This is a genomic window from Corynebacterium sp. AOP40-9SA-29 (assembly GCF_052377405.1).
In the GTDB taxonomy this organism is placed as follows: domain Bacteria; phylum Actinomycetota; class Actinomycetes; order Mycobacteriales; family Mycobacteriaceae; genus Corynebacterium.
In genome coordinates this window covers 24,827-50,091 of record NZ_JBQSWR010000007.1, presented here as the reverse complement: position 1 = coordinate 50,091, position 25,265 = coordinate 24,827, and the positions used below count along the sequence as shown (strand labels likewise).

General features: G+C 68.1%; 19 protein-coding genes. 7 read left to right on the top strand and 12 right to left on the bottom strand.

What is annotated here, in order from left to right:
- Positions 1–7: 7 nt before the first annotated feature.
- The 3 genes from ACT3SZ_RS12605 to ACT3SZ_RS12595 are packed head-to-tail and all read left to right on the top strand — an operon-like array spanning position 8 to position 5,120.
- Complete coding sequence (locus ACT3SZ_RS12605; protein WP_444619121.1) at positions 8–1,453, top strand: hypothetical protein; 1,446 nt, start codon at positions 8–10, stop codon at positions 1,451–1,453.
- Positions 1,450–2,625 (top strand): glutamate ABC transporter substrate-binding protein, encoded by a 1,176-nt coding sequence (locus tag ACT3SZ_RS12600; protein WP_444619119.1) that lies wholly within the window; start codon positions 1,450–1,452, stop codon positions 2,623–2,625. Before ACT3SZ_RS12605 ends, ACT3SZ_RS12600 begins: the two co-directional genes overlap by 4 nt.
- Positions 2,622–5,120 (top strand): tetratricopeptide repeat protein, encoded by a 2,499-nt coding sequence (locus ACT3SZ_RS12595; RefSeq protein ID WP_444619117.1) that lies wholly within the window; start codon positions 2,622–2,624, stop codon positions 5,118–5,120. Before ACT3SZ_RS12600 ends, ACT3SZ_RS12595 begins: the two co-directional genes overlap by 4 nt.
- A 10-nt stretch (positions 5,121–5,130) precedes the next feature.
- Here the strand turns inward: ACT3SZ_RS12595 and ACT3SZ_RS12590 are convergent, their stop codons facing one another.
- The 12 genes from ACT3SZ_RS12590 to ACT3SZ_RS12535 form a co-directional block, all read right to left on the bottom strand.
- Positions 5,131–6,348 carry an acetate kinase gene (locus ACT3SZ_RS12590; protein ID WP_444619115.1) on the bottom strand — a complete coding sequence of 406 codons (1,218 nt, stop codon included), beginning with the start codon at positions 6,346–6,348 and terminating at the stop codon, positions 5,131–5,133.
- 16 nt (positions 6,349–6,364) lie between these two features.
- Positions 6,365–7,780, bottom strand: a complete 1,416-nt coding sequence (gene pta, locus ACT3SZ_RS12585; RefSeq protein ID WP_444619113.1) for a phosphate acetyltransferase — start codon at positions 7,778–7,780, stop codon at positions 6,365–6,367.
- 209 nt (positions 7,781–7,989) lie between these two features.
- Positions 7,990–8,967, bottom strand: a complete 978-nt coding sequence (locus ACT3SZ_RS12580) for a sulfite exporter TauE/SafE family protein (protein ID WP_444619111.1) — start codon at positions 8,965–8,967, stop codon at positions 7,990–7,992.
- Positions 8,964–9,710 carry a sirohydrochlorin chelatase gene (locus tag ACT3SZ_RS12575; RefSeq protein WP_444619109.1) on the bottom strand — a complete coding sequence of 249 codons (747 nt, stop codon included), beginning with the start codon at positions 9,708–9,710 and terminating at the stop codon, positions 8,964–8,966. Before ACT3SZ_RS12575 ends, ACT3SZ_RS12580 begins: the two co-directional genes overlap by 4 nt.
- Before the next feature lie 2 nt (positions 9,711–9,712).
- Positions 9,713–11,068 (bottom strand): sulfate adenylyltransferase subunit 1, encoded by a 1,356-nt coding sequence (locus ACT3SZ_RS12570; RefSeq protein WP_444619107.1) that lies wholly within the window; start codon positions 11,066–11,068, stop codon positions 9,713–9,715.
- Positions 11,068–12,000, bottom strand: coding sequence for a sulfate adenylyltransferase subunit CysD (gene cysD, locus ACT3SZ_RS12565; protein WP_444619106.1), 933 nt, complete (start codon positions 11,998–12,000; stop codon positions 11,068–11,070). The genes ACT3SZ_RS12570 and cysD overlap by 1 nt, the downstream gene beginning before the upstream one ends.
- Positions 11,982–12,818, bottom strand: coding sequence for a phosphoadenylyl-sulfate reductase (locus ACT3SZ_RS12560; RefSeq protein WP_444619104.1), 837 nt, complete (start codon positions 12,816–12,818; stop codon positions 11,982–11,984). The genes cysD and ACT3SZ_RS12560 overlap by 19 nt, the downstream gene beginning before the upstream one ends.
- A 385-nt stretch (positions 12,819–13,203) precedes the next feature.
- Positions 13,204–14,013, bottom strand: a complete 810-nt coding sequence (locus tag ACT3SZ_RS12555) for a hypothetical protein (RefSeq protein WP_444619102.1) — start codon at positions 14,011–14,013, stop codon at positions 13,204–13,206.
- Between the two features lie 10 nt (positions 14,014–14,023).
- Complete coding sequence (locus tag ACT3SZ_RS12550) at positions 14,024–15,856, bottom strand: ABC transporter ATP-binding protein (RefSeq protein WP_444619100.1); 1,833 nt, start codon at positions 15,854–15,856, stop codon at positions 14,024–14,026.
- A complete protein-coding gene (locus ACT3SZ_RS12545) occupies positions 15,853–17,472 on the bottom strand; it encodes an ABC transporter transmembrane domain-containing protein (protein WP_444619098.1) in 1,620 nt (539 codons plus the stop codon). Before ACT3SZ_RS12545 ends, ACT3SZ_RS12550 begins: the two co-directional genes overlap by 4 nt.
- A 77-nt stretch (positions 17,473–17,549) precedes the next feature.
- Positions 17,550–17,744 carry a hypothetical protein gene (locus ACT3SZ_RS12540; protein WP_444619096.1) on the bottom strand — a complete coding sequence of 65 codons (195 nt, stop codon included), beginning with the start codon at positions 17,742–17,744 and terminating at the stop codon, positions 17,550–17,552.
- A gap of 38 nt (positions 17,745–17,782) precedes the next feature.
- The gene (locus tag ACT3SZ_RS12535; protein ID WP_444619094.1) at positions 17,783–20,641 is read right to left on the bottom strand and encodes a nitrite/sulfite reductase; all 2,859 of its coding nucleotides are present in this window, start codon (positions 20,639–20,641) and stop codon (positions 17,783–17,785) included.
- Positions 20,642–21,082: 441 nt separating this feature from the next.
- Between ACT3SZ_RS12535 and ACT3SZ_RS12530 the strand changes: the two genes are divergently transcribed.
- From ACT3SZ_RS12530 to ACT3SZ_RS12515, 4 genes are all read left to right on the top strand, one after another.
- Entirely contained in the window at positions 21,083–22,513 is a 1,431-nt protein-coding gene (locus tag ACT3SZ_RS12530; RefSeq protein WP_444619092.1) for an FAD-dependent oxidoreductase, read from the top strand.
- A 327-nt stretch (positions 22,514–22,840) separates the two neighbouring features.
- Entirely contained in the window at positions 22,841–23,410 is a 570-nt protein-coding gene (locus ACT3SZ_RS12525; RefSeq protein ID WP_444619090.1) for a GNAT family N-acetyltransferase, read from the top strand.
- 39 nt (positions 23,411–23,449) lie between these two features.
- On the top strand, positions 23,450–24,373 hold the full coding sequence (trhO, locus tag ACT3SZ_RS12520; protein ID WP_444619088.1) for an oxygen-dependent tRNA uridine(34) hydroxylase TrhO: 924 nt from the start codon (positions 23,450–23,452) through the stop codon (positions 24,371–24,373).
- Positions 24,374–24,437: 64 nt separating this feature from the next.
- Complete coding sequence (locus tag ACT3SZ_RS12515) at positions 24,438–25,262, top strand: hypothetical protein (protein ID WP_444619086.1); 825 nt, start codon at positions 24,438–24,440, stop codon at positions 25,260–25,262.
- Positions 25,263–25,265 lie beyond the last annotated feature (3 nt).

Sequence of the window (25,265 nt, the reverse complement as noted above, 5' to 3'; positions counted from 1 at the left end):
GTCCTACATGCCCGTGCCGACAGGAGATCCGAGCGACGGGGCCACCAATCCGGCCCCGACCGGCACGTTCACGACCCTGAACGAAGGCCCCGCGATCGGCCCCGGTGGCCGCCGTCAGGACACCGACCGGTGGATGGACGACACCACCACCGACGGCCACGGGTCGCGCCGCTTGAGTGTGTTCACTCCGGCGTTGGAGATCCCCCGGCGTTTCCGCCGCTTCGTCTCGGCAACCCCGGGACTGCTCACCGTGGTGTCGGTCGTCCTGGTGCTAGCGATCCTCGCCGCCGGCGGGGCGATGGCCGCCCAGTCGTCCCAGCAGCAAGGCGACCTGAACACCCTGGTCAACCGAACCGAGCCGGTCTCCTTCGCCGCCCAGGAACTGTACAACTCCCTGTCCGTGGCGGACTCGGTGGCGACCACCGGCTTCGTGGAGGACGCCGCGGGCGGCACCGACACCGATGCGTCCTACCGCGAGGCCGTCGACATCGCCTCGCGGGCGATCATCCGCGCGGCGAACGGTATCGACGATCCCTCGACCCGCGAGATGGCGCTGATCCTGGAGATTCAGGAGAAGTTGCCGATCTACACCAGCCTGATCACCGAGTCCGGGGTGAACAACCGGCTGGCCAACCCCGTCGGCGCGGCCTACGTGACCCAGGCGAGCACGATGATGCAGGAGGAGATCCTCCCGGCCGCCGGCGAGTTGTACTCCAACACCAGCTCCGAGGTCGCCGAGCAGCAGCTCGCCCTGACCAAACCCGGCTGGTTCGCCATGTCCGGCCTGGTCGCTGCGGTACTGCTGCTGCTCGTGGCCCAGTTCTGGCTGGCCGCGCAGACCAATCGACGGATCAACGGCGGCTACGCTGCGGCGACGGTGCTGATGACCCTGTCGCTGCTGTGGGCCGGCGGCGCGGCGCTGACCACCTGGACCGACGGCACCCGCGGGTTGGACGGCACCGCCCAGCCGTTGGAGTCGCTGACCTCGCTGCGCATCACCGTGCAGCAGACGCGCACCACCGAGGCCCTGGGCCTGGTGCAGCGCGAGTACACCGACGACACCCAGACCAACTTCTCCGACCAGGTCACCCGCCTGGACAGTGGGTTGGAGGCGCTGCGCAACTCCGTCGGTGACCGGGAGGTGCTCGACGAGGCACGGGAGAACCTGCGCGCCTGGGACAACGCCCACGCGCAGATGCTGGCCCACGTCCAGCAGGGTGACTACGCCGCCGCGATCAACGCCACCATCGGGGACTCGGACACCCACCCCTATCAGCAGCTGGACGAGAACCTCCGCTCGTTGATCGACGACACCCGCGACCAGTTGCGCACCTACCTCGCCGACTCCCGGGTCTCTGCCCAGCAAGTCTCTGCACTGGTGATCCTGCTGGGCGTCCTCTCCGCGCTGTGCATTATCTACGGAACCCGGCCCCGCCTCCAGGAGTACCTGTGAATACGCACCCTCGCCTCCGTACCGTCCTCACCTGCGTCGTGGCGGCCGGTTCCCTGGTGCTGGCGTCCTGTGCGACGAATGACCAGGAACTGCAGCAATGGCCCGACGAGCCGAGCCCCACGCTCGCCCTACCTAATGGGTCGTCGCTATCCGACAACGTCGACGACCTCTCCACGCACACCAGCGAGGAGGGCATCGACTCCACGCGCGGCACCTACGGCTCGCTGCGTCCGGACGTGAACGCGGAGACCGGGGAGGACGTCTCCCCCGCCCGGCGCGTGCCCGAGATCATCGAGCGCGGCCGCCTGGTGGTGGGCGTCGCCCAGTCGCTGAACCAGGTCGGTTTCCGCGACCCGGTGACCGGCGAACTCGCCGGTTTCGAGATCGATCTGGCCCGCGAGGTCGCCCGCGACATCTTCGGCGACCCGACCAAGATCGAGTACCGCTACGTGGAGGGCAACGACCTGGAGGACGTCCTGGCCGCCGGCGCGGTGGACCTGGTGGCGCGCACGTTCACGATCACCCCGGCACGCCAGGAGCAGGTGGAGTTCTCCGTGCCGTACCTCACCACCTACCCGCGCATCCTGGCGATGCGCGATTCCGGCATCGAGGACGAGGACGACCTGGCCGGCAAGACGGTCTGCGTGACGCGCGACTCCACCAACCTGCAGGCGCTGCGCGACGAGGTGCCGCACCGCGACATCCTCGCCACCCAGACCTGGTCGGACTGCCTGATGGCGATGCAACGCCAACAGGTCGACGCCATCTACTCCGACTCCGCGATCCTCTCCGGGCTGCAGGCCCAGGACCCGTACACCGAGATCGTCGGTGACGACTCCAACGGCACCGACTACGGCATGGCCGCCGCCCTGCCGCAGCAGCGCAATACCACCGGGCTGATCCGGCAGGTGAACTCCACCATGGAGCGCATCCGCGACGACGGCACCTGGAACAGGATCTACGACAGGTGGCTCGCCGGCTACCTGGGCGAGGCCGACCCGCCGCCCGCGGAGTACCGTTCCGCGGCGGAGAACGCGGAGCTCAACGCGATACGCGAGCGCGCCAGTTCAACCGACTCGAGCGACTCGGCTGACTCGAGCGACTCGAGCGACTCGAGCGACTCGAGCGACTCGAGCGACTCGAACGGATCCGGAAGCGAGGACGACCAGTGACGAACTCCGACGAACAAGGCCCGGACGACCGTCCCTCGGAGGGGCCCGCCACCGAGGCGACCTTCTTCGACCCCTTCGCCGACGACGATGATGAGTCCACCGACGGCACCGAATACAACGACAGCCACAATGACAGCCACAGCGACGGTGACAGCGAGCCCACCGGCGGCGAGTCGACGCAGGCGACGCCTTTCGACCCCTTCGCCGATGACAGCGAACCCACCCCCGTCCCAGACGGCACAGCAGGCACAGCCAGCACAGCCAACGCAGCCGGGGACAACACCAATGCCACCGACCGCCAGCCCACCATTGACTCCGGCGAACGCAGCCGCCGTGAGGCTTTGTCGACGTTCCGCCGCCGCCGCGGCACGTCCCGCGCCGGCGCGGAGGTCGCCGGCGGCATGGTCCGTCTCCCCTTCATCCCGCCGACGAACCCGCAGGACGCCGTCATCAGCGACGACGCCATCGCCAAGGCCGTCGAGGACGGGACGGACTCCCCGGTCCTGAAGCCCGGCGACATGGTCGCCGCCCAGTACGAGGTCCTCGGGCCGATTGCCCATGGTGGGCTGGGCTGGATCTACCTCGCCGTCGACCACAACGTGTCCGACCGCTGGGTCGTGCTCAAGGGCATGATGGCCACCACCACCGCACACGAGCGTGCCGTGGCGGAGTCCGAGCGCGCCTTCCTCGCCGACATCACCCATCCCGGGATCGTGAAGATCTTCAACTTCATCGACGACCCCCGCAGTCCCGGCGGGTTCATCATCATGGAGTACGTCGGCGGTCCGTCGCTACGCCACCGTCGCCGTCGTCAGCCGGGTAATACGCTGCCCATCGACATCGCCATCGGCTACATCCTCGAGGTCCTTCCTGCCCTGGACTACCTGCACTCGCGCGGGGTGGTCTACAACGACCTCAAGCCGGACAACATCATCATCACCGAAGACCAGGTCAAACTCATCGACCTGGGCGCGGTGTCCGGTATCGGCGCCTTCGGCCACATCTTCGGCACCCGCGGTTTCCAGGCCCCGGAGATCTCGCGCACCGGGCCGACCATCGCCAGCGACATCTACACTGTGGGACGCACGCTGGCCAGCCTCATCGTGAAACTGCCCGTCACCGACGGGGTGTACGACCGTGGTCTGCCCTCGCCGACCGACGAGCCGCTGTTCCGAAAGTACCTGTCGCTGTACCGGCTGCTGCTGCGGGCCACGGACGAGAACCCCGAGCGCCGCTTCACCTCCGCCGGCGCGATGGCCAACCAGATCATCGGCGTGCTGCGCGAGGTGCTCGCTATCCGCGACGGACGCCAGTACCCGCACCTGGACACCCGCTTCACCGCACAACGTTCCACCTTCGGCACGAAGCACCTGCTCTTTCGCACCGACCAGCTCATCGACGGCATCGAACGTTCCGTGGAGGCCACCGCGCCTGAGGTCATCGCCGCGCTGCCGACCCCGCTGACCGACCCGAACGACCCTGGTGCGTCGCTACTGTCCGCGGCGAGTCTCACCGAACCCAGCGAGGTGCTGGACACGCTGAAGGCCGCGCAGAAGCAGCCGGACCTGTCGTCGTCGACGGAGATCCCGCTGACCATCGTGCGCGCCCAGCTCGACCTGGGTATGACCACCGAGGCGGTGCTGACCTTGCGGGGTATGGACGACCGTTTCCACCGCGACTGGCGCCACCAGTGGCTCTCCGGAGTCTCCAACCTGCTGACCAGTGACTACGTCACGGCGCAGGCGTGTTTCAATGAGGTGCTCAACACCCTGCCCGGTGAGCCCGCCCCGAAGCTGGCCTTGGCCGCCACCGACGAGCTGATGCTGCAGCACCAGGGGATGAACACCACCCGCCTGCTGGACTCCACGGTGCAGAAGGCAGCCCTGGCGTTGACCTATACGCAGGGTGCGCAGCAGTCCCCCGACTACAGCGAGGTCCCGGGCTGGACGCACCTCTCGCAGGATCCGGTGGCGCTGCGCTTCCACACCATCCGGCTCTACGGGCTGGTGTGGGCGACGAACGCCTCGACGGTGTCCGCCGCATTCGGCCTCGCCCGCCAGCTGCACGCCGAAGGGCTTGTGGACGCTGCGGTCGCCGCGCTGGACCGCGTCCCGCAGTCCTCGCGGCACCACCGCATGGCGCGCCTGACCACGGTGCTGATGCTCATCACCGAGCAGTCCACGCTCAACGAGGCGCGTCTGCGCCGCGCGGCCCGGCGCCTGGAGATCCTGCCCACCAACGAGCCACGCATCCCCCAGGTCCGCCTGGCGGTGATGGCTTCGGCGCTGGATTGGCTGCGGGCCCAGCAGGAGAAGTCGGAGGCTCCGGTGCACGTGGCGAAGGCCCCGCTGTTCGACGTGGAGTTCACTGAGCGGGGCCTTCGTGCCGGAATCGAGCAGGGGTTGCGCGAGATCGCGCGCCAGTCCCCCTTCGCCAGGCACCGCTTCCGGTTGGTCGATATGGCCAACCGGATCCGGCCGCGGACCTGGTTCTAAACGCTGGTACCTAGGCCTGGGAGAGCTTCAGCGCGGCCCGGGCGATCGCCAGCTCCTCGTTGGTGGGCACGACCAGCACCTTGACCGCGGAGCCCTCGGTGGAGATCACCCGCGGGCCCTCCACACCTTCCTCGTTGCGGTTGCGGGCCTCGTCGATCTCGATGCCGAAGTTCTCCAGGTCGGCCATGGTGTCGCGGCGGATGCCGACGTGGTTCTCACCGACACCGGCGGTGAACACCACCGCGTCGAGGCGGCCGAGCTGCAGCATGAAGGCACCCACGTAACGTCGCACGCGGTGGACGTAGATGTCGTAGGCTTCCTTCGCGTTCTCGTCGCCCTCGTTGATGAGCTCCTGGATCAGGCGGAAGTCGTTGGCACCGGCCAGTCCCTTCAGCCCGGAGCGCTTATTGAACAGGGTGTCGATCTCGTCGATGGTCATCTTGCCCTCACGGTAGAGGTGGAAGATGATGCCGGCGTCGATGTCACCGGTACGCGTGCCCATGACCAGGCCCTCCAGCGGGGTCAGGCCCATGGTGGTGTCCTGTGGGACGCCGCCGCGGATCGCGGCCATGGACGCACCGTTGCCCAGGTGCAGGGTGATCTGGTTGATGTCCGCGGCATCCTTGCCCAGGACACCTGGGACAAGACCGGAGACATACTCGTGGCTCGTGCCGTGGAAGCCGTAGCGCCGGATGTGGTACTGGTCGGCGACCTCACGGTTCAGGCCGTAGCGCGAGGCGGCCTCCGGCAGCGTGTGGAAGAAGGCGGTGTCGAAGACGGCAACGTGCTCGACGTCCGGCAGCAGGGTGCGGGCGTTCTCGATGCCGTCGATGTTGGCCGGGTTGTGCAGCGGCGCCAGCGGGATGAGCGAGCGCATGTCCTCGACGATCTCGTCGTTGATCACGACAGGTTCGGAGAACTTGCTGCCGCCGTGGACCACACGGTGACCGACCGCGGAGATGTCGAGGTCCTGGGGTCCCACGCCGAGCAGGGACATCATGCCGAAGGCACGCTCCAGGCCCACGGAGTGGCTCAGGATCGGGCGACGGTCCTCGATGGTCTGGTCTTCGGTGATGAGCTTGATGTGGCCGCGGCTCTCCCCGATCTGCTCGACCAGCCCGGACAGGAACGGGCCGCTCTTCGAGTCGGCGTTCAGGTCGATGACCTGGAACTTGATCGACGAGGAACCGGAGTTGAGAACGAGGACGTACGTTTTGCTCGAGGTCATAGGAAGGTCCTTTCGGTTAGTTTCCAGCCTGGATCGCGGTGATGGCCACGGTGTTCACGATGTCGGGGACGGTCGCTCCGCGCGAGAGGTCGTTGACCGGCTTGTTCAGTCCCTGCAGGATCGGGCCGACGGCGAGGGCGTCGGCGGTGCGCTGCACGGCCTTGTAGGTGATATTGCCGGCGTTGAGATCCGGGAAGACGAATACGGTGGCCTTGCCCGCCACGTCGGAGCCGGGCATCTTCTTCTGGCCGACGGACTCCACGACCGCGGCGTCGAACTGCAGCGGCCCGTCGACTTCGAGGTCGGGATCCTGCTCGCGGGCGATCTGCACGGCCTCGGCCACGGCCTCCACGCCCTCACCCGCGCCGGAGCTTCCGGTGGAGTAGGACAGCATGGCGACCTTGGCGTCGATGCCGAACTGGCTGGCGGTTCTCGCGGAGACCACAGCGATCTCGGCGAGCTGCTCGGGGGTGGGGTCAGGGTTCACCGCGCAGTCACCGAAGGCCCACAGGACCCCGTCCATGACCATGAGGAAGATCGAGGAGACGATGGACGCGTCCGGCGCGGTCTTGATGATCTGGAAGCTGGGCTTGATGGTGTGGGCGGTGGTGTGCGCCGCCCCGGAGACCATGCCGTCGGCCTTGCCGAGGTGGATCATCATGGTGGCGTAGTAGGAGATGTCCTTCATCGTCTCCCGCGCCTCGTCGATGGTCACGCCCTTGGCCTTGCGCAGTTCGGCGAATTCCTCGGCGAAGTGCTCGAGGTCGTCGCCGGTGGTGGGGTCGGTGAGGGTGGCGGAGCTCAGGTCGAATCCGAGCTCGTGGGCACGTGCGGCCATGGCCGCCGGGTCGCCGAGGATCGTCAGGTCGCACACCCGGCGGGCCAGCAGCTGGTGGGCGGCCTCCAGGATGCGGTCGTCGTCGCCCTCGGGCAGCACGATGTGCGCCTTGGCCTCGCGGGCCTGAGCGATCAGATTGCGTTCGAAGACCTCGGGGCCGATGACCGGGGTGCCCGGCTCTGCCTGGCCGACGGTGTCCAGGGCGACGAAGGGCACCGCGGTGCCCTCGGACTCCAGGGCGGAGGACGACGCCTGCGGGCGGTCGAGCAGGGAGATTCCGCGCGGGATGCGACCGGAGCGCACGAGCTGCCCGGAGACCTGCTGGAGCTGGAGGTGGTCCTGTTCCCCGGCGGCGATGAGGAAGTGGGCCACGCCGGCCGCGGCGGCCAGCCGCGAGTCGAACATGGGCTCACCGGTGGCGACGAGGACGTCCTCGCTGCTGGTCAGGGCGGTCTCGAGGGCCGAGCTGAAGTCTGGCGCGGCAGGACGGAGCGTCTCGAAGATGTCCGTCACCGGGCCCTGGAGGCTGGTGATCAGTTCGTCTCGGCGTCCTGCGGCGGTAGCGATCGGGCTGAGCACGGCTCGAACGGTCACGGGGTCTCCTTCACATGGTCGACGGTCCCCGGCACATCCGGTGTGTGGTGTCGCACCCAAGGATGTGGGGGATGTTCCTCCCCCATTGTGCCGTGAATCACTCACACCGACCAACGCAAAGGTGCCCGATTTCTCTCAATACCCCCATTACTGTGCTTTAACCCACCCAAGCCGGGGGTGAAAGCGGCGGTGCACCCGGCCCGGGGGTGTCACCTTTGTGCGTCTGCGGCGATAACTACCGCGTCGGACGTCTCGGGCGCGCCGGACGCGCCGGACGCATCGCCCGTTGCGGCCACGGCAGCCGCTGCCGCCGTCCTGCGTCGGCGGGCGAGCAGGGCGCGGCCGATCACGACCAGGCACAACGTGACTGTCACGGCGGTGAGCAGGCCACCGGCCCATCCCAGCGAGGCGCTCACCCGAGCACCGTTGAGCGCCACCAGTACGGCACCGACGATGCCGCCGAGCACGTCCGGTTTGATGATCGTCACGATCCACGCGGCGATGGGTGCACCGATCAGACCGCCGATCAGCAGGCCGAGCACCGGCTGCCAGGAGTCGTGCACCTGCTCCAGGCCGATGATGAACCCGAGGGAGGCGGACACCGCCACGAGGAACTCGGCGGTGTTCACCGTGCCGATGATCTTGCGCGGTTCACTGCGTCCCACGCTCATCAGCGACGACGTGGTGACCGGCCCCCAGCCGCCGCCCCCGGAGGCGTCGAGGAAGCCGCCGCCGAGACCCAGGGTGACCAGGCCCAGGCGGGAGCGTCGCGACCCGGAGGACACCGGCGCTGCATCTCCTGCCCCGGCGTCCGACCTCTTCCACGGCACCAGCACACTGCGGATCAGCACATAGGCGCCGAGCAGCAGGAGCAGTGTGGAGACCACCGGTTCGGCCGACTCGGTGGACAACCCGGACAGCACCGTCGCCCCGGCAAAGGCGCCGACGGCACCGGGGATGCCGAGGAAGACGACGGTGGGCCAGTGCACATTGTTCAGCCGCCAGTGCGCCACCCCGGAGAAGAGGGTCGTGCCGACCTCGGCGAAGTGCACGGCGGCGCTGGCCTGTGCCGGCGCGGTGCCGGACAGGATGAGCATCGTGGTGGCGGTGACGCCGAAGGCCATGCCCAGCGCCCCGTCCACGAGCTGGGCCATCAGGCCGGCGACGGCGAACAGCAGCAGTTTCACCGGGGTCCCTCCTCTCCTTGTGTGGCGATGACGGCGTTTATCCGGGACACGATCAGGGGTGCCACGGCGGTACCCAGGGGTTCACCGAGGGAGACCGGCACGTCGATCTCACGGAGACGGTCGACGGCAAGGTCCCAGAGACGGCCCGGGGAGATGAACAGCGGTTCGACCGCCACGGTGCCGCCGGCACCGGCCTCTTCCACGCAGGACGCCAGGGCGTCCGGCCCGGTGGACGGCCCGCCGGTGGCGACGCGCGCGTGCGCGGGGACGCCGAGGCGGCGTCCAACGTCCTGCGCCAGGGCGGCGACGGTGTCGTTCGCCCCGGCCACACTGGAGCCCACGGAGTAGAGGACGAGGGAAGCTGCCGTATGACGGGCGGCAATACGCCCGGCGAGCAGTTCGGCGACGTCCTCGCCGGTGCCGACACCGCCGGCCAGGTGCAACTCCACGCCGGATTCCGCCGTGGCCTCGGCGATCGCCTCGGGCACGTCGGTGGTCATGTGGAAAGCGGTGGTGAACAGCAGCGGGACGACGATCGCCTCGCGGTGGCCCTCAGCTGCCAGCAACCGGGTGACGGTGGTCAGCGTCGACGGCGAGAAGTCGAGGTAGGCGGCGCGCACGATGCCGCCGGTGAGGTCGGCGACGGCGGCGGCGATGTCGACGACCGAAGCGTCCGACGCGGGGTTCCGGGAGCCGTGCGCCAGGCAGATCACCGGGGCACGCACTCCCGCCTCCCCCATCATGGTCAGACCTGGTTTCCCTCGGTGACCAGGCCGGCGGTGAGCGTGTCACCGGTCGACGGGTTGATCAGCAGGAAGGAGCCAACGCGGCCGCCGCGGCGGTAGGCCTCGAAGGGCAGCGGCTCGGCGACGGTGACGCGCACCTCGGCGATGTCGTTGAGCGCGAGCTCGGTGCCGAGGTCGCCGTCCTCCTCGTTCTCGTCGAGGATGTGCACGCGGCTGACGATCTCGTCGACGCGGGCACGCACGGTGGCCGAACCGTAGCGCAGCAGGACGTTGCCGCGGACCTTCACCGGCGTCTCTGCGAGCTGGAAGACCAGTGCGTTGACGGAGTTCGACGGGGTGGGCACGGCGTCGCCCTCGACATCGGAGGCGATGAGGTCACCGCGGGAGATGTCGATGTCGTCGGTCAGGCGCAGGGTCACGGACTCGCCACGCTCGGCGCGGTCCTGCTCCCCGGCCGGACCGTCGATGCCGGCCACGGTGGTGGTGCGGCCGTCATGGCCGCCGACGGAGACGGTATCGCCGACGGCGATGGAACCGGACGTGAGGCGTCCTGCGTAGCCGCGGTAATCGGTGGCGTGGTCGCGGATGACGACCTGCACCGGGAAGCGCAGACCGCGGATCTTGCCGGCGTTGACGCGGGCCGGGCGGGCCTTCTCCAGGATGTCGAGCACGGTCGGGCCGCCGTACCAGGGGGTGTTCTCCGACGGGGAGACCACGTTGTCGCCGAGCAGGGCGGAGGTCGGGACCACGTCGATCTTCGGCAGGCCCAGCTCCCCGGCGAGGTCGCGGACCTCGGAGGTGATGGAGCGGAAGATGCCCTCGTCGAAGTCGACGGCGTCGATCTTGTTCACGGCGACGACCACCTGGGAGGTCTTCATCATCGCGGCCACGGTGAGGTGGCGGCGGGTCTGCTCGATCACGCCGTTGCGCGCGTCGATCAGCACGATGACCAGGTCGGACGTGGACAGTCCGGTCACGGTGTTGCGCGTGTACTGCACGTGGCCGGGGCAGTCGGCCAGGATGAAGGAGCGCTTGTCGGTGGCGAAGTAGCGGTAGGCCACGTCGATGGTGATGCCCTGCTCACGCTCGGCGCGCAGGCCGTCGACCAGCAGGGACAGGTCCGGGTTCTCCAGGCCTTTGGCGGCGGAGACGCGCTGCACCGCCTCGTACTGGTCGGCGAGGATGGACTTGGTGTCGTGCAGCAGGCGTCCGACGAAGGTGGACTTGCCGTCGTCGACGGAGCCGGCGGTGCACAGGCGTAGCGTCGGGACGGTGGTGGCGTCGAAGTTATCGTCGGCGCCGGCGGTCTCGGCGGCGCGGTCGGCGCTCACGGGGGTGGCGGTAGCGGCGGTCATCAGAAGTAACCTTCCTTCTTGCGGTCCTCCATGGAGGACTCGGAGAGCTTGTCGTCGGCACGGGTGGCGCCACGTTCGGTGGTGGTGGACAGGCGGATCTCGTCGATGACCTCGTCAATCGTCGCCGCGTCCGACAGGACAGCGCCGGTGCAGGACATGTCGCCGACGGTGCGGTAGCGCACGGTGCGGGTCTCCACGGTCTCGCCTTCGGCGGGGCCGCCCCACTCGCCGGCGGTCAGCCACATGCCGCCGCGGGCGAAGACCTCACGGTCGTGGGAGTAGTAGATGTCGGGGATCTCGACGTCGCGGGCACGCAGGTAGTCCCAGATGTCGGCTTCCGTCCAGTTCGAGATCGGGAAGACGCGGATATTCTCGCCCGCCTGGTGGCGGCCGTTGTACAGGCCCCACAGCTCGGGTCGCTGCCGGCGCGGGTTCCAGCCGCCGAAGGAGTCGCGCACGGAGAAGACCCGCTCCTTGGCGCGGGCCTTCTCCTCGTCGCGACGGGCGCCGCCGAGCACGGCGTCGTAGCCGCGGTTCTGGATCGTCTCGACGAGCGGGACGGTCTGCAGCGGGTTGCGGGTACCGTCCGGACGCTCCTGGATCGCACCAGAGTCGATCCAGTCCTGCACGTGCGCGACGTGCAGGGTGATGCGCGGGTCCTCGGCGACGCGGTCGCGGAACTCGATGACCTCCGGGAAGTTGTGCCCGGTGTCGACGTGCACCAGCTCGAAGGGCACTGCCGCCGGGGCGAAGGCACGCTTGGCCAGCTCCAGGACGACGACGGAGTCCTTGCCGCCGGAGAACAGCAGCGCCGGACGCTCGAACTGGCCGGCGACCTCGCGCAGGATCTCGATGGCCTCGGCCTCGATGCTGGCCAGGTGGGGGGTCAGGGTGGAGTGTTCTGTCGCAGTAGTCACAGGTGGAGTCCGCATTCTGTCTTGGTTGAGTTGGCCCAACGGCCGGAACGGGGGTCGTCGCCGGGGGCGACCGGCATGGTGCAGGTCGCGCACCCGATGGAGGGGTAGCCCTGGCGGGTCAGCGGGTGGATGATCAGGTCGTGGGACTCGATGTAGTCCTCGACGTCCTGGTCGCTCCACGCGGCGATCGGGTTGATCTTCAGCCGGCCGGTGCGGTCCACGTCCAGGATCGGGGTGTCCTTACGCAGTTCGCTGTCGACCCGCTTCACCCCGGAGATCCACGCCTCGTAGGGGTTGAGCATCCGGGCCAGCGGCTCGACCTTGCGCATCCGGCAGCAGGCCGTGGGGCTGCGCTTGTACAGGTCGCGGCCGTAGACCTCGTCCTGCTTCTTCACGGAGTAGACCGGCTCCACGGTGCGCAGCGGCAGCGTGTAGCGCTCGTCCACGTCGTTGGCCACGTCGATGGTCTCGTCGAAGTGGTAGCCGGTGTCGAGGAAGACCATCTCCGCGTCGTGGACACGGCCCTCGGCGAGTTCGGCCAGGACGGTGTCCTGCATGGACATGGTGACCGCCACCGTGCCGGTGACGTGCTCATTGACCCAGTCGAGGATCTGCTCGGCGGTGGCGCCGTCGAGCTTGTCGTTCCACTCGTCGACGAGTGCCTGGTGGGCGGCGGTCTGCTCGTCGGTGAGGTGGGTGGTGGTCGTCGGCGCGCCCTCCGGGCTGACCTCCGGGTCGGTGAGCTCCTGAGCCTCCTGCTCTGCCCGGCTGCCGATCACGCCGACCAGGCCGGTGAGAGTCGCGAAGCCGCCCTCTGGTCCTGTGTTCGTCATTCCTGCTCTTCTTCCCTGCCGTTCGCCGGTTGGTCTCTGGGATTGCTGCTGTACTGCTGTGTTGCTGTGTTGGGCTGTCGTCGTCACGTGTGGATCGCGTTACGACCGGCACCCAACAGACCGGTCGGTCTGCGCCATAGGGCACAACACTAGAGCAGAGCGACCAGCGGAGCAACCGGTTTTTCGTGTATGGACCCAAAGATCATTTGTTGATCCAGGTCACCAGGCATATATCCCCTAGACCGAGAGGTCTGCAACGGGGCCGTCAGGACGCTCAACGCGGACCATCCGACGGTTTTCATTCGCCCTGAAATCCCCCAAGAACCTCCCAGGCAATCCCCCACCGCCGGTCACCGGCACGGCCATGGGGGAACCGAGGTCAGAATCACTCACGCCATCCGGGCATCTTGTCATCGCGATACTCGTCAAACACCTGAGTGCCCTCGACGCTCGGCAGCGGGTACCCCCGGTAGATATTCACGACCCGGCCGGTGAAAAAGTCCTCGTCGGCGAGATGCAATCCAAAGAGGCCACATGCTTCAGCCAGATCCTGGTGGGTGAAACGGTTGCGCACCCGGACCTTCTTCTTCGCCAGCCGGTCAATGGCGGCAAATCGATAGTCCGGGTCATCTGGCCAGCGAATCGCGGACCTCAGGCCGCGCTCACCCCAGACAATCCCCGCACCGTATTCGATCGCCTCCGGAGGCCTGTCCGGGTTTGTTTTCCCGTACAGGCCGATCGACATTCCGCCGGGATACAGAGCCTGCGCATGCTCCGACAGTGTGCGGGTATCCGGATCCCGGACCACCTCGACCGCGATCGCATCCGGCACGGCAGGAGCGTGTACGCCCCTGCGTACACGCCACAACAAGCCGTTGTGGACCTCGGTTGGGGTGACGAGAACAGCGACCCACTCGTCGTTCTTCGTTTCAGCGACTACGACTCGCCGGCGTTCGCGGTCATCACGCACGCCAAGAGCCAACAGTGCAGGCCAGTCACTCAGCGGGGCGACCATGTCATCCTGGTGCAGACTCCAGTAGTTACTGGTCACCACACCTTCATGCCGGCCCACACTTTCCTGGCTTAACGTCTCGACAACGGCATCAAGTGGAGCCCGGACGAACAGCATCTCGTACGAATATGGGGCGATCGCATCGATCGGCCACCTAAAGTACGGATTTCTCTCATCGCCCATCTTCACGACCCTACCGACCGCGCGACCAGACCTCCCACAGTTGGGCGTAGCGTCCGCCGGCGGCCACGAGGTCATCGTGGGGGCCCTGCTCCACGATGCGGCCGTCCTCCATCACCAGCACCTCGTCCGCCAGACGCGCCTGGTCCAGGCGGTGGGCGACCGTCAACGCGGTGCGTCCTTCGGTGAGTCGCCGGGCCGCGGCTTCCAGGGCCTGCGCGCCGGCCGAACCGGCCTCGGCGGTGGCCTCGTCGAGCACCACCACCCGCGGATCGCGTAGCAGCACCCGGGCCAGGGCGATCTGCTGGGCGACCACCGGGTCCGGCACCAGGCCACGGGCACCGACCACGGTGTCCAGGCCGTCGGCCAACCGGCGGAACCAATCCCCGGCCCCGACCTGTTCCAGGGCGTCGATAAGAGTGGCGTCGTCGGCGCTGCCAGACTCGCCATCCACCGCCAGCCCCAGGTCATCGCGCAGCGTCCCGGAGAAGGTGTGCACCTCCTGCGATACCAACGCCAACCGGTCGGCACGCTCATCATCGGACAGGGCCGTGACCGCCACACCGTCCACCGTGACCGCACCGGCGCTGGGCTCGCGCAGCCCCGCCAGCAACGTGGCGACCGTCGTCTTGCCCGCTCCCGAGGCACCGACCAGGGCGACCGTGCGCCCGGGTTCGATGGTGAAGTTCACGTCCTCCACCGCCCAGGAATCCGTCCCGTAGCGGAAGTCCACACCGCTCAGGCGCACCTCGCCGCGCGGCGCGGGCGCCCCGGAGTCCGGCACCGGACGCGGCGGGTCCACCGTCACGCCCACGATGCGCGCCAGGGAGGCGTAGCCGGACTGCGCCACGTCCAGCACCCGCATGATCTGCTGCAGCGGGCCACGCACGCGGATCAGCATCAGCGTCGCCGCAGTCACCGCACCCACGCCCAGCACACTATGGTCGACCAGCACGAAACCAAGCACGATCGCAGTGGCGAGCATGACCAGTTCGGCGATGAGCATCTTGTTCATCAGCGAGACCATCACCCGGTTGGCGCTGACCGCGTTGTTCATCACCTGGCGTGAGGAGTCGGCGATGCGGTCGTGCATCTCCTCCTCCATCCGGAAGGCGCGCACCGTGGCCCGGCCGTGGATGGCCTCCAGGACGCGGCGGGCGCGCAGCCCCATCGACGCTCGCTCCGCGGCGTACAGCGCCGGAGCCCGGCGCAGGTAGGACCGCGCGGCGAACCAGTACACCGGGGACACCACCAGGATGATCAGCAGGAAACGCCAGTCCACGGTCAGCAGGCTGATCGCCGTGGCGCCGATGACGAACACCGCGCCCGACAGGATCGGCAAGGCCTCCATGATCGCCGCGGACACCTGGGCCACATCATCCGTCGAGCGGCTCACCACGTCGCCGGTGCCGGCGTCCTCCACCTCATGCATCGGCAGGCCCAGGGCCGTGCCAACCATCTGCTCGCGCAGGTTGGCGATCAGCCGCTCAGACAGGCGGGCGAGGATGAAGTAGCCGGACCCGTTGAACACGCCGGCGCCGATGGCCACGGCGACCATCACCGCGGCGGTGCGCCACAGATCGCCCTCGGCCGCGCTCACATCGGAGGTTGCCGTAGAGACAATGTCGACGATGCGTCCGAGCAGCCGCGGGATGGTGACCGTGCAGGTCGAACCGATCGCCAGCAGCACGAAGGCGAACAACGCCTGTCTGCGCGCGTGCGGCACCGTGCGCGCCTGCGCGGCAACCTCGCGGCGCGCCTGCGCCCACGTGGCCAGCGGGAAGGTGCGCACCGGCTCGCCGTCGTCTCCACCGGTGTTCACCGGGGCCAAGGACGCTGCCCTCATCGCGACACCTCCGCATCTGCTGCTTCTGCTACTTCTGCGAGGCCAGCGACCTCAGCGATCTCTGCCGGTCCCCACTCGCGGTCCGCGGCGACGTGCCACGCCGGGGCGTCGCTGACGACAAGCACCCGGTGTTTCCCACCGCCGTAGAGCCGTCCGACACGTTCGGCAATATGCTGCTCGGTCACCGAGTCCACCGCAGTAGTCGGATCCGACAACACCAGCAGTTCAGGGTCCGCGGCGATCGCGCGGGCCAGGGCGACACGTTGGCGCTGCCCGCCGGACAGCCGTCGGCCGCCCTCCCCCACCGACCGGTCGGGGCCGCCGGGGATGTCGGAACAGTCGGCAACCTCCAGGGCGTGTGCGGCGACCTGCGGGTCCGGGTGGACGTTGTCGCGCACCGACCCGTCGAAGAGGTCCGCCCCGTGCGGGGCGACGACGACCCGCTGGCGCGGCAGCTGCTCGAGTGCGGCGATCATCCCCGGTGCCGCCTCGGCGGCACCGCGCACGACGGTGACGCCGGACGGCACGGCCGCGAGCACTGCCGCGGTCGTGGCGTCCGACGCCTCGTCCGGCGTGGCGAACGGCGCGTTGAGCACCTCACGCACGCGGCGTCCCGACGCCGCCGAGATCGCCACTCTGGTGGCGAAGTTGCGGCCCAGCATCGTCATCGGCATGACCACGTACTGCGACAGGCCGACGACGGTGATCAACTGGCCCACGCTGAGTCCGTCGTGCAGGGCGATCCAGCCGGCGGTGACACCGATGGCGACGACGTACACCGCGCCGACGGACTCGGTGACCATTGTCAGGCGCGCCTCCGCCGCGTTCGCGCGCACCGTGGCGTTCAACGCGGTGGACGAGTAGCCGTGGTAGCGGCGACGCATCGTGGCGACCACGCCCAGACCCTTGACGATGCGCAGGCCCTGGACCGCATCGGTGGCCGCGGCGGCGGCCTGCGCCAACGCCTGCTGACGGTCCGCCGCACGGCTGCGCAATGGACGAGCCGCACGCACCGACAACGCCACGACCAGCGGCGCACCGACCAGAACGGCCAGGCCCAGTTGCCAGTGGATCGACAGGACAACGACCGCGACATAGAGGATCGAGCCGAGCTCGGCGATCGGGAAGACCGTCATCACCACGATCTCGGCGGCCTTGTTCGAGTCCGTCGACGCGATCGACAGCAGGCCACCGGCGGTACGCTCCCGGCCCTGGATGCCGCGCGGATCCTGGATGCGGTCGGTGACCGTGGTGCGCAGGTCGTGGCTGAGCTGCTGCAGGGTGATCTCCATGTAGCGGCGGGCGAACCACACCGCCACGGCGTTCACCGCGAACAGCACCATGAGCAACGCGACCCACAGCACCAGGCGGTTCCACCGGCTGGTGGCGACCGCGTCGTCGATGGCGCGTCCGACCACGATGGAGGTCGTGGCGGTGCAGATGAACCCGGCGAGCATGCCGAAGGACGCCACAAGCTGGACGGGCCGCTGGGCGAAGGCGAGCTTCAGCAACCAGCGACGGTCCGTGGGGTCGGGCAGTTTCGAGGGGAAGCTACGAAGGATCCCGGATCTTATCGTGTCGTCACCGGTGTGTTCCCTCGTCGCATTTCCCGCCATGGGGGTTGAGCCTACAGCACCGGCAAGGGTGCCCTTTACGCGGAGTTATACCCCAGGCGTCGCGCCCGGGCGCGTACTCACACACCGCGCTCGATGTGTCCGTGCAACTTCACGGAGAACACCCGGCAGCAGTCGCGGCACTGCCAGGCGTTGTCGGTCTCGGAGTCGGGGAAGAGGTTCTCCGACGTGCAGTACGGGCAGTTCATGACCGTCGCCCTCCTCGGGTTGGGGTGTGCGCTCTTCCCGGGGATCCGGGAGTTCGTGTCGTCCATGTGTACTCCTACTGCTGCGTGCTGTCGCCTGCTGCCGCTTACTGCAGCACGGCTTCGTCGGCGCGCAGTACCCAGTCGCGGAACTGCTCACCGTCGGTGCGCTGCTCCTTGTAGTGCTCCACGACGCGCACCACGTAGTCGTCCAGTTCGGCGGAGGTGACCTTGTGGCCGCGCAGCTTCTTGCCGAAGTCCGGGTGCAGGCCGATCGCGCCGCCCAGGTGGACCTGGAAGCCCTCCACCCGATTGCCCTCATTGTCGGTGACGATCTGCCCCTTCAGGCCGATGTCGGCGACCTGCGTGCGGGCGCAGGAGTTCGGGCAGCCGTTGAGACTGATCTTCAGCGGCACGTCCAGGTCACCCAGACGCTCCTCCAGCTGATCGGCCAGGGTGATCGCGCGCTGCTTGGTGGTCACCAGGGCGAGCTTGCAGAACTCCAGGCCGGTGCAGGAGATGATGTCGCGACGGAAGGACGACGGGCGGGCGGACATACCCTCGACCTCGAGGGCATCGACCAGGGCATCGACCTTGTCGCGTTCGACGTTGAGGAAGATGAGCTCCTTGTCCGGGGTGGTGCGGGTGTCGGTGACCCCGTGGGCCTCCGCCAGGTCCGCCAGACGCTGCAGCTGGTCGCCCTCGGTGTGGCCCACGGTGGGCTTGACGCCCACGTAGAACCGTCCGTCGCGCTGCTCGTGCACGCCGACGTGGTCGCGGTAGCCGGGGAAGACCTCCGGCTCCGGGCCGTCGGTGAGCTTGTGCCCCAGGTAGTCGTCCTCCAGGATGCGGCGGAACTTCTCGATGCCCCAGTCGGCGACGAGGAACTTCAACCGGGCACGGTTACGCAGCTTGCGGTAGCCGTAGTCGCGGAAGATCCGCACCACCCCGCACCACACCTCGGGCACCTCGTCGATGGACACCCACGCGCCGAGACGCTGGGCGAGCATCGGGTTGGTGGACAGCCCGCCGCCGACCCACACGTCGAAACCGGGGCCCTTCTCCGGGTGCTCGGAGCCGATGAAGGAGATGTCCTGGATCTCGTGGGTGATGTCCTGACGCACCGAGCCGGAGATACCGGACTTGAACTTGCGCGGCAGGTTGGCGAACTCGTCGCGGGTGAGCCAGTTGTCCTTGATCTCCCGGATCGCTGGGGAGGCGTCGATGATCTCGTCCTTGGCGATGCCGGCGACCGGGGAGCCCAGGATCACGCGCGGCACGTCGCCGCAGCCGAAGAAGGTGTCCAGGTTCACCGCGGCCAGACGGTCCCAGATCTCCGGGACGTCCTCGATACGGATCCAGTGCAGCTGGATGTTCTGCCGGTCGGTGAAGTCGGCGGTGCCGCGGGCGAAGTCGGTGGAGATGCCGCCGATGACGCGCATCTGCTCGGAGCTCATCATGCCGCCGTCCAGCCGGATACGCATCATGAAGTAGCGGTCCTGCAGTTCGGCGTTGGACAGCACACCGGTCTGCTCACCGTCCATGTCCTGACGACGCTGTGTGTACATGCCGATCCACTTGAAGCGCGGGGCGAGGTCCTCGGCGGGGATGGAGTCGAAACCCTGCTTGGCGTAGATATCGCGCACGCGGTCGGCGACGGCGAGGCCGGCGTCGTCCTGCTTGATGCGCTCGTCGTTGTTCAGCGGCTTCTTGCCGTCGATGAGCCACTGGCCCTGCGGCTTCGGCGCTGCACGATCGGCCTTCTGCTCCTCGGTGAGCTCCACCGGTTCGGACGCTGCGGCGGCTGCTGCCTCTGCTGCTGCCTGCTCCAGCGCTGCGTCCAGCGCCTTCGCGGCCTTCTGCACGGCCTTGCCGGCCTTCAGCTCGTTCCAGCGCGCCTTGCGCGCCGCCGAGAACGCCTCCTGATTGTCGGGGTCCGCCTCGGTGGCGGCCTCCGCGGACTTCGTCGTCGCGGCGAGTTCGGCCTGCTCGGCCTCCGCACGCTGCAGGGCCTCGCGGGCCTCCACGACGGCCGCCGGTTCCGGGGCGGGTTCGGACGCTGCGGCGTCGGACGCTGCGGCGTCGGACGCTGCGGCCGCCTCGGTAGCGGCCTGTTCCAGCGCGGCATCCAGCGCCTTCGCGGCCTTCTGCACGGCCTTGCCGGCCTTCAACTCATTCCAGCGTGCCTTGCGCGCGGCGGAGAATGCCTCCTGGTTGTCGGGATCCGCCTCGGTGGCGGCCTCGGCGGACTTCGTCGTCGCGGCGAACTCGGCCTGCTCGGCCTCGGCACGTTCGAGAGCCTCACGGGCCTCGATGACGGCTGCCGGTTCCGGGATAGGTTCGGACGCTGCGGACGGCTCGGACGACTCAGACGCCGTGGCGTCCTGCGCGCTTGACGCGGTCTCGACGCCAGCGGCGGAGCCGGTGGCCTGCAGCGCCAGCGCGGCCTGCTGCTCGGCCAGGCGGATGGCGCGGGCGGCCTCGGCGAGCTGGGCGTCCTGCGGGTTTTCCGCGGCCGCACGCTCGGCGGCGAGCGCGGCGACGGACAGCACCGAAGCACCCGACTGCACCAGCGACAACGTCTCGCCCAGCGCCAGGCCGGCACCGGCCGGCGCGGTTGCGGCGGTCGGGGCGGTCGGAGCGTCCTGTGTGTCCTGCGCGGGCTGTGCGCCGTCGGACGCGGCGGCCGGAGCGTCCTGCGTGTCCTGGGATTCCTCCTCAGCGTCCTCGGCGGCGTTCTCGGCAGCCTCCTTCGCCTTCTTCAGCCCGCGGGCGGCCTTCTTCTGCGCGGCCCGGGCACGACGCGCGGCGGCGGCGAGCTGCTTGTCGTTCGGATCCGTCTCGGCGGCGGCCTCCGCGGCCTCCGTGGCCGCGGCCGTCTCGGCGACGCGCCCCTCGGCCTCCGCCACGGGGTCGCCGCCGATGCTGGCAACGGTGTCAGGCTTCTCTTCGGTCGCCGTCGTCATACGATCACTTCTCCTGATCTTCCTGGTCTCGTTCCGGCCGTCGTGTCATGGACCGAGGGCGCTGGAGCCGGTCAGGACACCGGCATTGCAGACCGCTTGGTCTGCCCCAAAGGTGTCGCCCCAGACTAGACCGGTCTGTCCGCGGATACAACGTAGGAGATGCTTACCCGGCGTGACGTGGGCTTTCGTAATCCGCTCTTGCTCACGACAGACCAAGTGGTCTATAGTCTCTGCCTGACACCAGGTCACACCTGTACGTGACCCTCCTCACCTGCGCCGTGCCCGACAGCGTTCACACATTGTCGACACTTTCCGTTCGGGCCAGGGCGGACTAACGTACAACTACAAGACCACACCCCTGTCCGGCGGAAGATCGCCCCCGATCGATCCACCCCGGGCTGCCGCACGAACCCGCCAACCACGGATTGGACCTACGTATTCATGTCTGACAACCGCCCCCTGCGCGTCGCCGTCATCGGATCCGGCCCGGCCGGCATCTACGCCTCCGACGCACTGATGAAGTCCGGCAAGGACGTCTCCATCGACCTCTACGAGAAGATGGCCGCCCCCTTCGGTCTCATCCGCTACGGGGTGGCCCCCGACCACCCGCGCATCAAGGGCATCATTAAGGCCCTGCACAAGGTCATGGACAAGCCCCAGATCCGGTTGCTCGGCAACGTCAACGTCGGTGAGGACATCACCCTCGAGGACCTGAAGAAGCACTACGACGCCGTCATCTACGCCACCGGCGCCACCGACGACCGGGACCTGAACATCCCCGGCGGCGAGCACACCCACGGTGCCGGCAAGTTCGTGGGCTTCTACGACGCCAACCCGCACTTCGAGGACTCCTGGAACGTCGATTCCGAGTCCATCGCCGTCATCGGCGTCGGCAACGTGGGCCTCGACATCGCCCGTGTGCTGGCCAAGACCGGCGACGAACTGCTCGTCACCGAGATCCCGGACAACGTCTACGCGTCCCTGAAGAACAACAAGGCCAAGGACGTGCACGTCTTCGGCCGCCGTGGCCCCGCCCAGGCGAAGTTCACCCCGCTGGAGCTCAAGGAGCTCAACCACTCCGACACCATCGAGGTCGTCGTCAACCCCGAGGACATCGACTACGACGAGGGTTCCGAGAACGCCCGCCACAACTCCAAGATCACCGACCAGGTGTGCACCATCCTGGAGAACTACGCCGTCGCCGAGCCCAAGGGCGCGCCGCACAAGCTCTACCTGCACTTCTTCGAGTCCCCTGTCGAGGTCAAGACCGACGACAACGGGCAGGTGACCGCCCTGGTCACCGAGCGCACCGAACTCGATGGCACCGGCGGAGTGCGCACCACCGGCGAGCTGACCGAGTGGAACGTGGGCCAGGTCTACCGCGCCGTCGGCTACAAGTCCGATGAGCAGAAGGACCTGCCGTGGGACGGCAAGGAGAACGTCCTACCCAACGTGGGCGGACGCGTCCTGACCGAAGGCCCCACCGCCGACGGCATCGCCGGCGTCCCCGGCTCCGCCGACCCGGAGGCCGAGCTGCGCGAGACCCTGCCCGGCGTGTACGCCACCGGCTGGATCCGCCGTGGCCCGGTCGGTCTGATCGGCAACACCAAGGGCGACGCCAACGAGGCCGTCGCCAACCTCCTCGCCGACTTCGACGCCGGCATCGGCTTCGGCCCCGCCGCCCCGGGCGAGGACGACGTTATCGAGCTGCTGCACTCCCGCGAGGTCGACTACACGACCTGGGAGGGCTGGTACAACCTCGACGCCCACGAGCGCGCCCTGGGCGAGGCCGAGGGCCGCGAGCGCAAGAAGGTCCGCTCCCACGAGGAGATGGTCCACTACTCCTCCGGTGAGGCACGCGTGAAGGCGTAGTAGCGCGCCTGTAGCGGGTCCCTAGCGGGGTCCGAGGGGCCAAGATCGAGCGTGGGAGCGTTGAACCCAATGGTTCAGCGCTCCCACGCTCGATCCTGGCCCCTGTGTCGTCTCCGCGAGCCCCAGTAGCGGGGTTTTCCGGAGTGGTCGATACAGGCAAATCATGTCGTTATTCACCGTGAAAAATTATAATGTCCAGCACAATTCCGGGCCCCAAAGGCACCGCAAACCCCCTGGTACGGGCGTTTTTTCGCGCGCGGAAGAAAAACTCGGCTTTTCTTCTGTCTTTTGGTGATTCACGACGTTCATACCGTTATCCTTAACGACATGAGCGACACCACGAACACTGCCGGCAAGAACCCAGCCACCGAGGCTCCCGACATCCACATCACGGGCAAACAGGTCCTGAACATGCAGCCCCAGCAGGTCCACGCCCTGTACAAGCTGCGAGTGGACGTCTTCGTCAACGAGCAGCGCTCCAGCTTCCCCGAGATCGACGACACCGACATCGACCCGGGCACCCACCAGCTCCTGGCTTACGTGCACCCCGGCTCCGGCCCCGAGTTCCCCTGGGGCGTGCCCGACCCGGGCTCGCCGCTGCGCCTCGTCGGCACGCTGCGCGTCTTCGGTCCGCCCGAGGAGCAGCACATCGGCCGCCTGTGCGTGCACCCCGACTTCCGCGGTTTCGGCATCGCCTCCCAGCTCGTTGACGACGCCCTCGAGGTCATCCGCGGCCGCGCCGCCGCCATCGACCCCAACGTCCAGAAGACCGTGGTGAAGATCGAGGCACAGACCTACCTGATGTCCTTCTACAAGTCCTATGGCTTCGAGGCCACCGACGAGCCCTTCATGGCTGAGGGCATCGAGCACCAGGAGATGCACCTCACGCTCGACTAGGTGCATCGGGCCAGCCCCACCGGCGATAGAATCACCAGCGTGGGAACCAAAGGCACCAACTCCGAGACGCGCATCCTCCTCTTCTACCGCTTCACCCCCGTCGCGGATCCGACGGCGGTGATGCTGTGGCAACGCACACTCTGCGAGTCACTGGGGTTGCGCGGCCGGATCATCATCAGCCGCCACGGCATTAACGGCACCGTCGGCGGCTCCCTCACCAGCGTGAAGCTTTATATCCGGCGCACCCGCGAATACCCCGGCTTCCACGACATGGAGTTCAAGTGGTCCCCCGGCTCCGCCGAGGACTTCCCGAAACTGTCGGTGAAGGTGCGCGAGGAGATCGTCAGCTTCGGCGCCGCCGAGGAGCTGCGGGTCGACGAGCACGGCGTGGTCGGCGGCGGCACCCACCTCTCCCCCACCGAGGTCAACGACCTCGTCGAGCAGAAACGCGCCGCCGGCGACGAGGTCGTCTTCTTTGACGGACGCAATGCCATGGAAGCCCAGATCGGACGGTTCAAGGGTGCGGTCGTCCCCGACGTCGACACCACCCACGACTTCCTCCGCGAGATCGAGTCGGGCAAGTACGACGACCTCAAGGACCGTCCCGTGGTCACCTACTGCACCGGCGGCATCCGCTGCGAGGTGCTCAGTTCCCTGATGCGCAAGCGCGGGTTCACCGATGTCTACCAGATCGACGGCGGCATCGTCCGCTACGGCGAACAGTTCGGCGACGCCGGATTGTGGGAGGGCTCCCTCTACGTCTTCGACAAGCGCATGCACATGGAGTTCAGCGAGGACTCCGTGTCCCTCGGTGCCTGCGTTCACTGCGGCGCTGCGACCAACACCTTCCACAACTGCGTCAACGGCGACTGCCGGGAGATGGTGCTGCTGTGCGACGCCTGCGCGGCAGCGCCGGCGACGGCGCACTGCGGCGCGGACACCTGCCACACCGCTGCGTCCTGACGCGGCCCGCTACCCTTAAAGACAGTTGACGTACCCTCGCGACCTTCAAGCAGGAGCCCACCCCATGATCCGCAACCGTAGAGTCGCCGCAGCACGCACCGTAGGCACAGTACGCACCGTCGCAACGCTGGCGACCAGCACCGTCCTGCTGTTCGGCCTCTCCGCCTGCTCCTTCGAGACCGTGTTCACCACCACGCAGGACGACGGCAGCGCCGACCGCGCGCAGGCGCTGTCCGCGCCCGGTAGCGCTCAACTGTGGCGCACCTCCGGCACCGGGCCGGACGTGCTCAACGCCGACGCGGAGGACGGCTCGGCGATGTCCTTCGTCGACTCCGACCTGCTGGAGGACGGCGAGCTCCCCGCCCGCATGAGCGTCACTGAAGCGCAGTCGCTGCAGGTCCTGCAGAAGATCGCCGACATGGTGGAGCAGGAGGGACGCCGGATCTCCGAAGTCGCCTCGTTGCGGGTCTACCTCACACCCGAGGACGGTGCAGAGGGTGAGGACGCTGACGGCGACAACGCCGAAGCGGAGGCCGATTTCGCGGGGTGGGAACGCGCCTACCGCAAGTTCTTCGCCAACCTCGACCCGCTGACCGGCGACTCGCTACTGACCGGTACCTCGGCGGTCACGCTGACCGCGGAGACCAGCCCCTCGTCGAGCTCGGCGACGTCCGAACCGTCCTCCCCGTCGGAGTCCGCGACCTCCTCGGCACCGTCCTCCCCTGGCGCCGAGCCGACCGACACCACCGGCGACGATGATGACGAGCCGCCCTACTCAGGAGAGACGAACCCGACGAAGCCGACGGTGGTCACCGTCGGTGTGGCCGAGCAGCCCGTGGCCGGGTGGCTCGTGCAGGTCGAGGCCGAGGTCCTCTACGACAACGATTAGTGA